This window comes from Paracoccus sp. UBA5162 (assembly GCF_002413585.1).
GTDB lineage: Bacteria > Pseudomonadota > Alphaproteobacteria > Rhodobacterales > Rhodobacteraceae > Paracoccus.
Genome location: NZ_DHXG01000073.1, coordinates 36,949 through 51,206 on the forward strand (window position 1 = coordinate 36,949; position 14,258 = coordinate 51,206).

Annotated in this window: 15 protein-coding genes; 7 read left to right on the forward strand and 8 right to left on the reverse strand. The window is 66.6% G+C overall.

Translation table 11 applies throughout. The features are described 5' to 3' along the window. The first annotated feature begins 1 nt into the window (after position 1). The 3 genes from B4A72_RS10925 (at position 2) to B4A72_RS10935 (ending at position 2,233) form a co-directional block, all read left to right on the forward strand. On the forward strand, positions 2 to 1,240 hold the full coding sequence (locus B4A72_RS10925) for an adenylosuccinate synthase (protein WP_292978577.1): 1,239 nt from the start codon (positions 2 to 4) through the stop codon (positions 1,238 to 1,240). 118 nt (positions 1,241 to 1,358) lie between these two features. After that, positions 1,359 to 1,571 (forward strand): DUF2842 domain-containing protein, encoded by a 213-nt coding sequence (locus B4A72_RS10930; protein WP_292955794.1) that lies wholly within the window; start codon positions 1,359 to 1,361, stop codon positions 1,569 to 1,571. Then, on the forward strand, positions 1,568 to 2,233 hold the full coding sequence (locus B4A72_RS10935; RefSeq protein WP_292955791.1) for a thiamine diphosphokinase: 666 nt from the start codon (positions 1,568 to 1,570) through the stop codon (positions 2,231 to 2,233). The genes B4A72_RS10930 and B4A72_RS10935 overlap by 4 nt, the downstream gene beginning before the upstream one ends. 85 nt (positions 2,234 to 2,318) lie before the next feature. Here B4A72_RS10935 and B4A72_RS10940 read toward each other — a convergent pair whose 3' ends face one another. The 4 genes from B4A72_RS10940 to B4A72_RS10955 form a co-directional block, all read right to left on the reverse strand. After that, positions 2,319 to 3,722, reverse strand: a complete 1,404-nt coding sequence (locus tag B4A72_RS10940; RefSeq protein ID WP_292978579.1) for an amidase — start codon at positions 3,720 to 3,722, stop codon at positions 2,319 to 2,321. Positions 3,723 to 3,738: 16 nt separating this feature from the next. After that, positions 3,739 to 4,764, reverse strand: a complete 1,026-nt coding sequence (locus B4A72_RS10945; RefSeq protein ID WP_292955785.1) for a hypothetical protein — start codon at positions 4,762 to 4,764, stop codon at positions 3,739 to 3,741. 122 nt (positions 4,765 to 4,886) lie between these two features. Continuing rightward, entirely contained in the window at positions 4,887 to 5,795 is a 909-nt protein-coding gene (rpoH, locus tag B4A72_RS10950; RefSeq protein WP_292955782.1) for an RNA polymerase sigma factor RpoH, read from the reverse strand. A 149-nt stretch (positions 5,796 to 5,944) separates the two neighbouring features. Further along, positions 5,945 to 6,970, reverse strand: a complete 1,026-nt coding sequence (locus tag B4A72_RS10955; protein WP_292955779.1) for an RluA family pseudouridine synthase — start codon at positions 6,968 to 6,970, stop codon at positions 5,945 to 5,947. Between B4A72_RS10955 and B4A72_RS10960 the strand changes: the two genes are divergently transcribed. After that, positions 6,969 to 7,274, forward strand: coding sequence for a DUF6476 family protein (locus B4A72_RS10960; RefSeq protein ID WP_292955776.1), 306 nt, complete (start codon positions 6,969 to 6,971; stop codon positions 7,272 to 7,274). The genes B4A72_RS10955 and B4A72_RS10960 overlap by 2 nt on opposite strands. On the opposite strand, the gene B4A72_RS10965 is transcribed toward B4A72_RS10960, so the two are convergent. Beyond that, positions 7,265 to 7,513 carry an accessory factor UbiK family protein gene (locus B4A72_RS10965; RefSeq protein WP_292955773.1) on the reverse strand — a complete coding sequence of 83 codons (249 nt, stop codon included), beginning with the start codon at positions 7,511 to 7,513 and terminating at the stop codon, positions 7,265 to 7,267. The genes B4A72_RS10960 and B4A72_RS10965 overlap by 10 nt on opposite strands. Before the next feature lie 131 nt (positions 7,514 to 7,644). Here B4A72_RS10965 and lgt point away from each other — a divergent pair, with 131 nt between their 5' ends. From lgt to pgeF, 3 genes are read left to right on the forward strand one after another with little or no spacing between them, the layout of a single operon-like run. Next, positions 7,645 to 8,523 carry a prolipoprotein diacylglyceryl transferase gene (lgt, locus tag B4A72_RS10970; protein WP_292955770.1) on the forward strand — a complete coding sequence of 293 codons (879 nt, stop codon included), beginning with the start codon at positions 7,645 to 7,647 and terminating at the stop codon, positions 8,521 to 8,523. Then, complete coding sequence (locus B4A72_RS10975) at positions 8,520 to 9,578, forward strand: class I SAM-dependent methyltransferase (protein WP_292978581.1); 1,059 nt, start codon at positions 8,520 to 8,522, stop codon at positions 9,576 to 9,578. The genes lgt and B4A72_RS10975 overlap by 4 nt, the downstream gene beginning before the upstream one ends. After that, positions 9,562 to 10,326 (forward strand): peptidoglycan editing factor PgeF, encoded by a 765-nt coding sequence (gene pgeF / locus B4A72_RS10980; RefSeq protein WP_292955761.1) that lies wholly within the window; start codon positions 9,562 to 9,564, stop codon positions 10,324 to 10,326. The genes B4A72_RS10975 and pgeF overlap by 17 nt, the downstream gene beginning before the upstream one ends. A 25-nt stretch (positions 10,327 to 10,351) precedes the next feature. Here pgeF and parE read toward each other — a convergent pair whose 3' ends face one another. The 3 genes from parE to B4A72_RS10995 form a co-directional block, all read right to left on the reverse strand. Beyond that, positions 10,352 to 12,313 (reverse strand): DNA topoisomerase IV subunit B, encoded by a 1,962-nt coding sequence (parE, locus tag B4A72_RS10985; RefSeq protein WP_292955758.1) that lies wholly within the window; start codon positions 12,311 to 12,313, stop codon positions 10,352 to 10,354. A gap of 114 nt (positions 12,314 to 12,427) precedes the next feature. Beyond that, entirely contained in the window at positions 12,428 to 13,087 is a 660-nt protein-coding gene (locus B4A72_RS10990; RefSeq protein WP_292955755.1) for a glutathione S-transferase family protein, read from the reverse strand. Between the two features lie 67 nt (positions 13,088 to 13,154). Next, on the reverse strand, positions 13,155 to 14,120 hold the full coding sequence (locus tag B4A72_RS10995) for an alpha/beta fold hydrolase (RefSeq protein WP_292978583.1): 966 nt from the start codon (positions 14,118 to 14,120) through the stop codon (positions 13,155 to 13,157). Positions 14,121 to 14,258: the final 138 nt, after the last annotated feature.

The window sequence follows — 14,258 nt, forward strand, 5'->3', positions numbered from 1 at the left end:
GATCGTCGACTGGCTGTCCGAACGGGCCGACGTGATCGCGCGCTTTCAGGGCGGCCACAATGCCGGACACACCCTGGTCATCGGCGAGACGGTGTTCAAGCTGTCGCTTCTGCCCTCGGGCATCGTCCGCGAGGGAAAGCTGGCGGTCATCGGCAACGGCGTCGTGCTGGATCCCTGGGCGCTGTTTGCCGAGATCGACAGGCTGGCCGCGCAGGGCGTCCGCATCGACACAGACAGCCTGATCATCGCCGAGAACACGCCGCTGATCCTGCCGCTGCACCAGGATCTGGACCAGTTGCGCGAGGAGGCGGCCGGCAAGGCGAAGATCGGGACCACCGGCCGCGGGATCGGCCCGGCCTACGAGGACAAGGTGGGCCGCCGCACCATCCGGGTCGCCGATCTGGGCGACGACGAAACGCTGGAGGCGCGGTTGGACAGGCTTCTGGCCCATCACGACGCGCTGCGACAGGGCCTGGGCGCCGAGCCGATCGACCGGGCCGGGTTGAAGGCCAAGCTGCTGGACATCGCCCCCAAGCTGCTGCCCTATGCCGGTCCGGTCTGGAAGGTCATGGCCGAGGCGCGCAAATCCGGCAAGCGGATCCTGTTCGAGGGCGCGCAGGGTTCGCTTCTGGACATCGATTTCGGCACCTATCCCTATGTGACCAGTTCCACCACCGTTTCGGGCATGGCGGCCTCGGGCACCGGGATGGGGCCGGGCGCGATCGATTTCGTCCTGGGCATCGTCAAGGCCTATACGACGCGGGTCGGCGAGGGCCCGTTCCCGACCGAGTTGCACGATTCCGACGGTCAGCGGCTGGGCGAGCGGGGCCACGAATTCGGTACCGTCACCGGGCGCAAGCGGCGCTGCGGCTGGTTCGACGCGGTACTGGTGCGCCAGACCTGCGCGATCAGCGGCATGAACGGCATCGCGCTGACCAAGCTGGACGTGCTGGACGGGTTCGAGACGCTGAGAATCTGCACAGGCTACGAAATCGACGGCCGGCACTATGACTACCTGCCGACGGCGGCGGCCTTGCAGGCAAAGGTGGTGCCGATCTATGAAGAGATGGAGGGATGGGCGGAATCGACGGAGGGCGCGCGAAGCTGGGCCGATCTGCCGGCGGCGGCGGTGAAATATGTCCGCCGGGTCGAAGAACTGATCCGATGTCCGGTTGCGCTGCTGTCGACCAGCCCCGAACGCGACGATACGATTCTCGTGACCGATCCCTTCGCGGATTGAACCGGGGCCCTGCGTCCCGCGACCGCCGGGGGTTTCACACCCCTGGACCCCCGTGGGATACTTGGCGGACCAAAGCAGGCCGAGGGTCGTGTTTTTCGAGAATGGGCAGGAAGCGGGCATGAGATTGAAGACACGCAAGCGTTTGTCGCTGCTGATCCTCGTTCTGGGTCTGCCGGCCTATATCATCGTGGCGGTGATTCTCGTCAACTGGATGGATGATCGCTGGGGCCGGCAGCCGATCTGGATCGAGTTGGCGGTCTATGTCCTGCTGGGAGTGATCTGGATCCTGCCCTTGCGGCGCGTATTCACCGGAATCGGGCGCGAGGAATGATTGCGCCGGTCGTCATCGCGGATCGCGGGGTAACCGTGATCGGCGGCGGCGCGGTGGCGAAACCCGACCTGCTGACCGCGCTGGCCATTGCGCCGACCCTGGTCGCGGCCGATGGCGGCGCGGATCGTGCGCTGGCCCTGGGCCGACGGCCCGACTGGGTCATCGGCGATCTGGATTCGATCAGTTCCGGCGCCGAAAGCATGGTTCCCGCCGATCGCGTCGTGCGCGTGGCCGAACAGGACAGCACCGATTTCGGCAAATGCCTTGGCCGGATCGCGGCGCCTTTCGTCCTTGCCGTGGGCTTTACCGGCCTGCGCGTCGATCACACGCTGGCCGCGCTGTCGCTGATGGCGCGAGCGCCCCGACCGCCGGTGGTGATGCTGTCCCGGGACGATGTGATCTTCCGCGCGCCCTCGCGGACGACGCTGCCCTTGATGCCCGGCACGCGGGTTTCGCTGTTTCCCATGGGACCGGCCCGCGGTGTCAGCACCGGGCTTGAATGGCCAATCGAGGGGATCGAGTTCGACCCCGCCGGCCGCGTCGGCACATCGAACATGGCCACGGGATTGGTAACCCTGCGGATCGAAGGCCGGATGCTGGTCATGCTTCCGCGAAACGCGCTGGCCACGGTGCTGACGGCATTGCGCCTGCCCACCGGCTGAGGCGCCGGCGGGGCTTCGGCCGCCGGCTGCCGCTCCGAAGATCGGAAAGTCGCGATCGTTGAAATCCGCCAGGTCAGGATCGCCGTCAAGGGCGGCGATCGGGCCAGCGGGTTGCCTGGTGCCAGGCCTGGCCCAGTCGCAGGATCGCGGCATCCTTCCCGGTCGCTCCGGCAAGCTGCATCCCCATCGGCAGACCCGAGGCGCCGAAGCCCACCGGCACCGAAAGGCAGGGCAGGCCGGCAAGGCTGACCGGAACGACGATTTCCATCCAGCGGTGATAGGTATCGGCGGGACGGCCGCCCACCTGATGCGGCCAGCGCCATTCGACCGGGAAGGGCCAGAACTGCGCCGAGGGCAGGGCGATGACATCCACCTGCTCGAACAGTTTCGCGGCGCGGCGATACCATTGGCTGCGAATCTCGCTGGCGGCATAGACATCGGCGGCACTCAGGGTCAGGCCCTGCTCGATTTCCCAGATCGCCTCCGGCTTCAGAAGTACACGCCTGACCGGATCGTCATGAAGCGCCCGCTTGCTGCCCGCGTTGAGAAAGGCGCGCAGGATCATCCACGAATGCCACAGCTTTTCGGCGGGAAAGGGCGGGTTCAGGGGCACGATCTCGCAGCCCAGATCGGCCAGGACATCCAGTCCGGCGCTGCAGAGCGACACGATCCCGTCCTCGCAGGGATAGGCGCCGCCCCAGTCGCCCAGCCAGCCGATGCGCAGCCGCTCGATGCGGCCGTCAAGCGCGTCGTCGTCGTCGCGCATCTCGCGGCCAAGGGGAACCGCGGGGTGGGGTCCGGCCATGACCGACAGCAATTGCGCCAGATCGCGGGGGCTGCGTCCCATCGGACCCAGCGTCGCCATCGTGGCCATGAAGCCGTCGCCCTGCGGTTCGCCCGGCACCAGCCCCCAGCTAGGGCGGAACCCGTAGACGTTGCAAAAGGCGGCCGGGTTGCGCAGGCTTCCCATCATGTCGGATCCGTCCGCGACCGGCAGCAGCCGCGCGGCCAGCGCCGCCGCCGCGCCGCCCGATGACCCGCCCGCCGTGCGCGCGGGATCGTAGGGGTTGCGCGTGGCGCCGAAGACCTCGTTGAATGTGTGCGAGCCAAGGCCCCATTCGGGCGTATTGGTCTTGCCGATGAAGATCGCCCCGGCCGCGCGCATTCGCGCCACGACCACATCGTCTTCCTGCGGCACGTGATCGGCAAAGATGGGCGAGCCCCAGGTCGTGCGGATGCCCTTGACGGCGGCCAGATCCTTGATCGCGACCGGCATCCCGTGCAGCCAGCCCCTGCGCGGGGCGGTATCGGCCCGGCGGGCCTCGGCCAGCAATTCGTCGCGCGGCCGCAGGCTGACAATGGCGTTGAGACCGGGATTGAGTGCCTCGATCCGGTCCAGATACGCCGTCATGACGGTCTCGGCACGAAGCCTTCCGTCGGCGATGGCCGCAGAGAGATCGGTGGCGTCGAGACTGGTCGGGTCGGTCATCTGATCCTTTCGGGCATCATCCGGCACAGATCTGTTGCAGCGCCAGCCATTGCTGGTCGGTCAGCAGCGGTTTCGGCGGCGTGGCGCTGCGGAAGGGATCACCCTCGATCAGAGGCAGGACCGAGGCTCCGGTCGGGTCGATCGAACGGGCATAGGGCTGGCTTGAGATTCCGACGCGGGCAAACTGGGCCAGCAGCGCCTGATCGTCGCCCCGGCGCGATGCGTGATTTGACAGCAAGGTCGGTCCATAGCCGGTCATCGCCCCCTCGGGCAGGGAACCCAGCGTCATCAGCCGCAGGGCGGTTGTCAATCCGGCATAGCCCAGGGCCTCCTGCCGGGCCTCTTTGTCGGTTTCGACCTGCCGGGCGGCCAGAAGATGACCCGCCGCTGCCTCGGGGCCGGAGGCGCCGACCAGCAGATCGGCCCCCATGACGTAAAGGTCGCCGGGAAGGCGCAGCGCCGTGTTCAATGGTCCCGGCACGACGCGGATCGCCGCCTCGTCGCCAAGCAGTCGTGGCGTCAGCCAGTCCAGCACCGCCTGTCCGGATTGGCGTTTGCAGACCGCGCCGGTGCTGCGTTCGACATCGGCCAGAACCGCCTCGCCGATCTGGCGCGCCTGGGCGGGCGGCGCGATCCGGGCCGCGTGGCGGACAAGCGTATCGGGTAGCCAGAAGACCAGTGCAGCCAGCATCGCCAGAATCGCAACCACGGTCAGCCCGTCGCGCAGACGCCCCGGATGGGCCCGGCGCGAGGCGATGGCGCGGTGCACCCGGGCGATGGCCTCGATCATGACCGGATCCTCGATCTCGACGGTTTCGTCGCGATCGTCGGGGCCGGGGGAAAAGATGGCCGGGCTCTTGCCCGGATTGAGGCGGGTCACCGCGGGCAGCGACCAGTGAGACAGCGGCGTGTCGGATTTCGGATCGGACAGCATCAGCGTCGCGTCGCCGAAAGAGACGACAACCTCGCGCAGCCGGGCGTCCGGCGACTCGCGCCACGAGCCCTGAGCCTCGAGCCGTTGAAATTCGCTGAGCGCGGTCATCCTGTCTGGTCTTCCTGCCTCGCGATGACCATAGCGCGATGGGATTTCAGGTCAATCGGCGCGAAGCGCGGATCGCCGCGCCATGCTTTCCGCCGCAGCGCCAAACCGGCCCGAGGCCGAGGCTATTCGGCCCCTTCCGGCACCCGCATCCCCTTCTCTCGTGCCAGGACCCGCATCCGATCCTGCAACTTCTCGAAGGCGCGAACCTCGATCTGGCGGATCCGCTCGCGGCTGACATCATAGCGGCCGGACAGGTCTTCCAGCGTCATGGGATCGTCGCGCAGGCGACGCTCCATCAGGATGTCCTTCTCGCGATCGTTCAGCACATCCATCGCGGCGATCAGCATCTGCCGGCGGGTGTCCAGTTCCTCGCTTTCGGCATAGGCGTCGGCCTGATTGGCATCCTCGTCCTCTAGCCAGTCCTGCCACTGCGCCGTCGAATCCCCATCGGCCGAGCCGACGGTCGCGTTCAGCGAGGCATCGCCACCCGACATGCGCCGGTTCATGTCGATGACCTCCTGTTCGGTCACGTTCAGGTCGGTTGCGATCTGGGCCACGTTCTCGGGGCGCAGATCGCCCTCTTCCAGCGCGCCGATCTTGGATTTGGCCTTGCGCAGGTTGAAAAACAGTTTCTTCTGCGCGCTGGTCGTGCCCATCTTCACCAGCGACCACGAGCGCAGGATATATTCCTGAATCGAGGCGCGGATCCACCACATCGCATAGGTCGCGAGGCGAAAGCCCTTTTCGGGATCAAATCGTTTGACCGCCTGCATCAGCCCGACATTGGCCTCGCTGATCACCTCGGCCTGCGGCAAACCATAGCCGCGATAGCCCATGGCGATCTTGGCGGCCAGCCGCAGGTGACTGGTCACCATCTTGTGGGCGGCCTCGCTGTCCTCATGATCCACCCACGCCTTGGCCAGCATGTATTCTTCTTCGGGTTCCAGCAGCGGAAACTTGCGGATTTCCTGAAGATAGCGGTTCAGACCCTGTTCGGGTGAGGGGGCCGGTAAATTCGCATAAGTCGCCATCGCAAAGGGCCTTTCGCAGAGTCCGGGAAACGCAGGCGGCGCGATTGCGGTTCCGGGCGCCGGGCCGCGCAGCCTGGGAACAGACGAGGTCGTGACACAATCTGTCGGGTATTTCGTGCAATGCAATCTGGGCGCGGTTCACGTTGCCGTCAAGAGGGCGCGCCGCGCAGACGGTCCAGCAATCTTTGCATGTCCTGCGGCAGAGGGCTGTCAAAGGCCAGCGCCTGCTGGCTGACGGGATGGTCAAAGCCCAGATGCGCCGCGTGCAGGGCCTGCCGGGGAAAGGCCTGAACCTCTGCCGCCGCCTCTCCGAGGGACCGGATCGAGGCCCGGCGCGCACCGCCATAGACCGGATCGCCGATCAGCCCCAGCCCGGCATGAGACATATGGACGCGGATCTGGTGCGTGCGGCCGGTCTCCAGCCGGCATTCGACCAGCATCGCCGAGGGAGGCCGGCCAAAGCTTTCGATCATTCTGGCGCGGGTGACGGCATGGCGGCCCTTGTCGAACCAGACCGCTTGCCGCTGCCGGTCGGTTGCATGGCGCGCCAGCCGCGAGGCGATCTTCAGCACGCCGCCATCCTCGAAGGTCAGGCCGGGCGTGCCGCGCAGACGCGGGTCGGCGGCGTCGATCACGCCATGGGCCAGCGCCAGATAGCGGCGCTGCGCCGTATGCGCCTCGAATTGCGCGGCAAGCCCGTGATGGGCGCGGTCGGACTTGGCGACAACCAGCAGCCCCGATGTGTCCTTGTCGATGCGGTGGACGATGCCGGGCCGTCTTTCCCCGCCGATCCCGGACAGGCTGTCGCCGCAATGCGCCAGCAAGGCATTGACCAGGGTGCCCGAGGGGCTGCCCGGCGCGGGATGCACGACCATGCCCGGCGGCTTGTCGATGACGATCAGATCGGCATCCTCGTGAACGATGGTCAAAGGAATGGGTTCCGGCCGCGTCTCGACCGCGGCGATCTGGGGCAGGGCGATGCGGTATTGCTGACCCTCGGCCACCCGCGCCTTGCCGTCGCGGGCAACGCCGCCGGGGCCGCTGACGGCGCCCTCGGCGATCAGGCGCGCCAGACGGGACCGCGACAGAGCAGCGGCCTCTGGCACTGCCAGCGCAAGCGCCTTATCAAGCCGGTCGGGCGGATTGGCCGGGATGGTGATCAGAAGGGTCGACATGGGCAACGATGATAGGCAATGGAGCGACGCTGCGGAAGCGGTTCCGGAACTGCGCTTCCTGAAACGACTGGTCACCGGACTGGCGGTGGTCATGGGCCTGGGCGTGATCGCGCTGGTCGGACTGCTCTGGCTGCGCCTTGGCCAACCCGTGCTGCCGGACCTGCCTGCCACCATCTCGCTGCCCGAGGATGCGCGCGCCGAGGCCGTCACCTTCGCCCGCGACTGGATCGTCGTCGTCACCCAGACGGGCGAGGTGCTGCTCTATGACCGGATGGGCGCGTTGCGCGATCGGGTTCAGCCCTGAACCGTCTTTTCCAGCGCATCCAGGCGCGCCTTCAGCGCGGCGTTCTCGGTCCGTGCCTTGATCGCCATTTCCCGCACGGCATCGAATTCTTCCCGTGTCACGAAGTCGCGATCCGCCAGCCAGCGATCGACCCAGCCCTTCATCGCGGTCTCGGCCTCGGATTTCGCACCCTGGGCCACGCCCATCGCGTTGGTCATCATCTTGGAGATATCGTCGAAGAACTTGTTCTGCGTGGTCATGAATCGCTCCTGCCTTTGCGACCTTATATGGGCGTGGCGGCGCGGGCTTCAACGCCGCGGGGTGCGGCGAAGCGCCGGTTGACACCGCATCCTGCGCCGCTAGCGTGCGCCCCGCATTCCGCGAGGCCCCCATGATTCCCTTTCCCGACATTTCGCCCGAGATCTTCACCATCGATCTGGGCGGCCTTTCGCTGTCGCTGCGCTGGTATGCGCTGGCCTATCTGGCGGGGCTGCTGCTGGGCTGGCGGCTGCTGATACGCATGATGCGCAACGACGCGGTCTGGGGCGACCGGGCGCCGATGCGACCGGAGGCGGTCGACGATCTGCTGACCTGGGTCATCCTGGGCGTGATCCTGGGCGGCCGCCTGGGCTTCGTGCTGTTCTATCAGCCGGGCTATTATCTTTCGAACCCCGCCGAGATCCTCAAGGTCTGGGAGGGCGGGATGAGCTTTCACGGAGGCTTCGCGGGCGTCATCCTGGCCACGTGGATCTTCTGCAGGCGCCACGACATCCCGCCTCTGCGCGTGGCCGACGCGATGTCGGTCGTGGCCCCGATCGGGCTGTTCTTCGGCCGCATCGCGAATTTCATCAACGCCGAACTCTGGGGCCGGCCGACCGACATGCCGTGGGGCGTGATCTTTCCCGGCGAGGCCGCGCAATCCTGTCCGGGCGTCGAAGGGATCTGCGCCCGCCATCCCAGCCAGCTCTACGAGGCGGGGCTGGAGGGCTTGCTGCTGGGTCTGATCCTCTGGGCCGTGCTGCGCGCCGGCGGCCTGCGGCGGCCCGGCCTGTTGTTCGGGGTGTTCCTTGTCGGATACAGCCTGGCCCGCTTCTTCGTGGAATTTTTCCGGGTCGCCGATCCGCAATTCATCACGCCCGACAATCCGCTGGGCCATGTGATCGGCGGGCCGGTGATCGGGCTGAGCATGGGTCAGCTTCTGTCGCTGCCAATGCTGCTGGTGGGTCTGTTCTTCGTCCTCTGGGCCAGACGTCGCCCCGCCATCGCATGACGCCGCTGGCGCGCGTGATCGCACAGCGTATCCGCGTCGCCGGGCCGATGACGCTGGCCGATTACATGGAATTGTGCCTGATGCATCCGCGTCATGGCTATTATGCCAGCCGCGATCCCTTCGGGGCCGCGGGCGATTTCACCACCGCCCCGGAAATCTCTCAGATCTTCGGCGAGTTATGCGGGCTCGCCCTGGCGCAGGCCTGGATGGATCAGGGCCGCCCCGCGCCCTTTACCCTGGCCGAGCCGGGGCCGGGACGCGGGACGCTGATGGCGGACATGCTGCGTGCGATCCGGGCCGTGCCCGGCATGTCGGACGCGGCCGAGGTGGCGCTGATCGAGGCATCGCCCTTTCTACGCCAGGTCCAGAAAGACCGGCTGGGCGCGATCCGGCATCTCGATCACGTTGAGGAACTGCCGGACAAGCCATTGTTCCTGATTGCAAACGAATTTTTCGATGCCCTGCCGATCCGGCAGTTTCAGCGCCTGGATGACGGCTGGGCCGAACGTGTCGTCAGCGGCGATGAAAACGGCCTGCGCATGGGTCTTGCGCCGCCGGTCCTTCTGCCGCGTGAAGGACAGGTCGGCGAGGTGATCGAGGATCGGCCCGCCGCGACCGCCATCGTCACTGCCATCGCCTCGCGCGTTGCCAGCCATGGCGGCGCGGCGATCCTTGTCGATTACGGCGGCTGGAACGGTGTTGGCGATACGTTTCAGGCCCTGCGCGCGCATCGCCCCGAGGATCCGCTGGCCCATCCCGGCGAGGCCGATCTGACCGCCCATGTCGATTTCGCACCGCTGGCGGCGGCCTCCATCCAGGCGGGCGCGGTGGCATCGCGCCCGATCCATCAGGGTGACTGGCTGCTGTCTCTGGGCGCCGCAGATCGGGCGCGCAGGCTGGCCGCGGCCGGGGATCGGGGTGCGATGGTCGCACTTGATCGCTTGACCGCCGCAGACAAAATGGGTCACTTGTTCAAGGCGATGGCCATCTGGCCCCGCGGGGCGCCGCCGGTGCCCGGATTCGACGCGCTGAGGCTTCATGCAGACAACGCTTGAGATCCTGAACCACCCGCTGCTTTCGGATGTGAGGCACGGATTTTTCACCCGGAAGGGCGGTGCGTCGTCGGGGCTTTTTGCGGGGCTGAATTGTGGCCGACGTTCCAGCGACCAGGCCGATATGGTGCGGGTCAATCGCGGGCGCGTGGCGCAGGCGATGGGGGTTCCGGCCGCCAGCCTGGCGACCGTGAAACAGGTTCATTCGGCCGATGTGGTGACGCTGGCCGCGGGCGAGGATGTCGAGGCGATCCGCGACCAGAGAGCCGACGGGATCGTGACGGCGCGGCGCGACGTGGCGCTGGCGGTGCTGACGGCCGATTGCCAGCCGATTCTGCTGGCCGATCCGCAGGCGGGCGTGATCGGCGCCTGTCATGCCGGCTGGCGCGGGGCCCTGTCCGGAGTGATCGAGGCGACGGTGGCCGCGATGCGGGCCCTGGGCGCGACGCAGATCCGGGCCGTGATCGGCCCCTCGATCAGCCAGCGGGCCTATGAGGTCGGGCAGGATTTCATGGAGGATTTCCTGCTGGAAGATCCCGATTACCATCGATTTTTCGCAGGCGGTCCGAACGGCAAGCCGATGTTCGATTTGCCGTCCTTCGGCCTCTCGCGTCTGCGCGCTGCCGGGGTCGAGGCCGAATGGTCGGGCCATTGCACCTATTCCGACCCCGCGCGCTTCTTCAGCTATCGCCGCGCCACGCATGAAGGGCAGGCCGATTACGGCCGGCTGATCTCGGCCATCGCGCTGTAGCCGGGATCCCGTCCGCGCCGCCGGGTCAGACGTCCAGCTCTTCCACGAAACGGGCGTTTTCCTGAATGTATTCAAAGCGAAGCTCGGGCTTCTTGCCCATCAGCCGCTCGACCAGATCGCCGGTTTCGCCGCCCTCGTCATCGTCGATGCTGACCCGGATCAGCTTGCGCGTCTTCGGGTTCATCGTCGTGTCCTTCAAATCCTTGGCGTCCATCTCGCCCAGGCCCTTGAACCGCTGCACGTCGATCTTGCCCTTGCCCCCCAGCCCCTTGGCCAGCATCCGCTCTTTCTCGGCGTCATCGGCGACATAGATGCGATGCGCGCCCTGCGTCAGCCGATACAGCGGCGGACAGGCCAGATAGAGATGCCCCTTGTCGATCAGCGGCCGCATCTGGGTGAAGAAGAAGGTCATCAGCAGCGATGCGATATGCGCCCCGTCCACATCCGCATCGGTCATGATGATGATCTTGTCGTAGCGCAGATCGTCCACGTTGAAGCGCGTCCCCATCCCGACCCCGAGCGCCTGGCAAAGATCATTGATTTCCGCGTTCTGGCCCAGCTTGGACGAGGCCGCGCCCAGCACGTTCAGGATCTTGCCGCGCAGGGGCAGCAGCGCCTGTGTGGTGCGGTCGCGCGCCATCTTGGCGCTGCCGCCGGCGCTGTCGCCCTCGACGATGAACAATTCGGTGCCGTCGCGCGCGGTGGCGCTGCAATCGACCAGCTTGCCGGGCAGGCGCAGTTTCTTGGTCGCCGATTTCCGGGCGGTTTCCTTTTCCTGCCGGCGGCGCAGACGTTCTTCGGACCGCAGCACCAGAAAATCGAGGATTGCGCCCGCCGACTTCGTGTCCGAGGCCAGCCAGTTGTCGAAATGGTCGCGCACCGCACCCTCGATCAGCCGCGCGGCTTCGGTCGTGGCCAGGCGGTCCTTGGTCTGGCCGACGAATTCCGGCTCGCGGATGAAACAGCTGACCAGCGCGCAGCCGCCTGTCAGCAGATCCTCGCGGGTGATCTGGGCGGCCTTGCGGTTGCTGACCCGTTCGCCATAGGCGCGGATGCCCTTGAGGATCGCGGCCCAGAAGCCGGCTTCGTGGGTGCCGCCCTCGGGGGTGGGGACGGTGTTGCAATAGGACTGGATGAAGCCGTCGCGGGCCGGCGTCCAGTTGATCGCCCAATCGACCTTGCCCGGCGCGTCGAAGCGTTTGAAATCGACGCTGCCCGCGAAAGGCCGGTCGGCATAGCTGGTCGCGCCGGCCAGCGTTTCCGACAGGTAGTCGGCCAGCCCGCCGGGAAAGTGAAAGCTGGCCTCGGTCGGCGTCTCGCCGTCGTCGATCTCGGATTTCCAGCGGATTTCGACGCCCGAGAAAAGGTAGGCCTTGGATTTCACCATCTTCAGCAGGCGCGCGGGCTTGAAGCGGTGATGGCCGAAAATGTCCTCGTCGGCATGAAAGGTGACGGTCGTGCCGCGCCGGTTCGGCGCCGCGCCGATCTTCTCGACCGGTCCTTCCGGCACCCCGCGCGAGAATCGCTGCTCGAACAGTTCCTTGTTGCGGGCGACCTGAACCACCAGGCTGTCGGACAGCGCGTTCACGACCGATGCGCCGACGCCGTGCAAACCGCCCGACGTCGCATAGGCATCGCCCGAGAACTTGCCCCCGGCATGAAGCGTGCACAGGATCACCTCCAGCGCGGATTTTCCGGGAAATTTCGGATGCGGGTCGATGGGAATGCCGCGTCCGTTGTCGCGCACCACGACACTGAAATCAGCCAGCAGTTCGACCTCGATCCGGCTGGCATGGCCGGCGACCGCCTCGTCCATCGAATTGTCGAGGATCTCGGCCACAAGGTGATGCAGGGCGCGTTCATCGGTGCCGCCGATATACATGCCGGGGCGCTTGCGGACCGGTTCCAGTCCCTCCAGCACCTCGATCGAGGATGCGGAATAGCTTTCCACGCTGGCATCGGCGGCAGAGAGAAGGTCGTCGGCCATGGGCTGCTCGTGTTTATGGCTGTTTTGACGACTATCTCATGTCCGGGCCGGGTGGGGCAAGTGGTTGTGGCTTTGGAAACCTCGGCCGCAACCACTTGCGCGGGCGATAGCGTATCATTCCGGCTCGGCCAGCCGTGCCTCCCACATGCGGCGAAAGGCCGGCCGGGCCTGGCAAGCGTCCAGCCAGGCGGTGATCGCGGGGAATTCCTGCATCAGGGCGCCGTAGGATTGGGCATAGCGCAGAACTTCGGCCAGATTGATGTCGGCGACGGTAAACCGGTCGCCGATCAGATGGCTGTGACGGCCCAGATGATCTTCGACCACGCGCAAGGGCCGGATCAGCCTCCCGGCTGCATCCGCGACGATGGCCGCGTCCTCGCCGGATTGTGTCTGGTCGCGTCCATGCAGGAACAGGATCGTCAGGGCGTCGGGTTCGATGGCTGTCGCCGCGTAAAAGCTCCACTGCATCATCAGCGCATCCTCGGCGGCGTCGGTGGGGCCTATGGGCTGGCCGTGTCGGCGCGCCAGATACAGCGTGCAGGCCATCGATTCGCTGAGGATCAATCCATCGTCGTCGATCACCGGAATGGCGCCTGCGGGCGACAGGTCCAGAAAGCCGGGCGAGCGTGTGTTCATCCGCGCGCCGGGCGCATCCGCATCGGCAAGGCGGTAGGCCTGAATCACCGGCACCTGGTGAAAAGGCAGGGCGATCTCGTGGCACAGCCAGACGATGCGCGATGCGCGGGAGCGGGTGACACCATAGAGGGTCAGCATCTGGACGTACTCCTGTCTGCCTCGGCCCGGGCAAGTCGGGCCTTGCTTGCGGTTTCACGACGGCGCGTCATCGCAGCCCGGCGCGGGCGGCGGCGCGGTCGATGGCGGCCACGACCTGGTCCGGGGCGGCGTGATGAGGCATGTGGCCCACATCCTTCAGCACCGTCAGACGGGCGCTCGGCACCTCGCGCACCATGCGGCGCGAGTGAATGTCCAGTCCGACAGTCGTATCGGCATCGCCATGCACGATCTCGATCGGCTGGTTCAGACCTGGATAGAGCGGCGCCATCTTTTCGAGATAGGGTTTCAGATTCGCCACCTGCTGCGCATTGGCCAGCAGACTGCCCTGTCGCAGCGTCAGTTCGGCGCCGACGTAGGAGGCGTAGCCGTCCGGCACCGGATTGGGCGCGAAAATCTCGGCGATCGCGCGATCGACGGTGGATTTCGGCGCGAAGGCCGAGATCATCGGTGCGGCCACGGCCCTGCCAAAGGGAGTGGCGAGAAAGGGCGACAATCCGCCAAGCTCACCTTCCCAGGGGTAGGTCGCCCCCGCCAGCAGCACCAGCGCGGCGGTGCCGTCGGGATCGCCCAAGGCCCATGCCATCGCAACCGCGCCGCCATAACTGTGGCCCAGAACGACAGGATTGCGCACGCCAAGCTGGTCGGCCGCCTGGCGCAGAAGATCGGCCTGACGGCGCGGGTCGTCGTTGCCTTCGGGCAAGGGATCGGTCCATCCCAGACCGGGTCGGTCGAAGGTGATGACGCGGTATCTGTCCTGCAGGCGCCCGACCAGGTCGAAGGTGAAATCGCGGCTGCTGCCGCTGGCACCGTGCAGCAGGACCAGATCCGGACCTTGCCCGCGAATGTCGGCATGAACCGTCAGGCCGTTCACTTCGAGCAACTGACCGGTCGGGGGAAAACGCCGTTCGGCCGCTTCGGCACGCCGCTCGACCTGATTGTCCAGCAGGGCGGCGCATCCGCCAAGGCTGAGGGCGGTAACGGCAATCAGCATCGCGGCCTTGAAAAAGCGCATCTCGGTCGGGTCTCCGCAGGTCGTCCTGTCGAACAGTCACGGACGAGAGAGGGTTCCGGTTGCACCCGGACGAATTTTTCCGTTCATCCGCAGATCATTGTCCAAGCGTCGCAGGTGACGCAAGCGGCGCGGACGGGT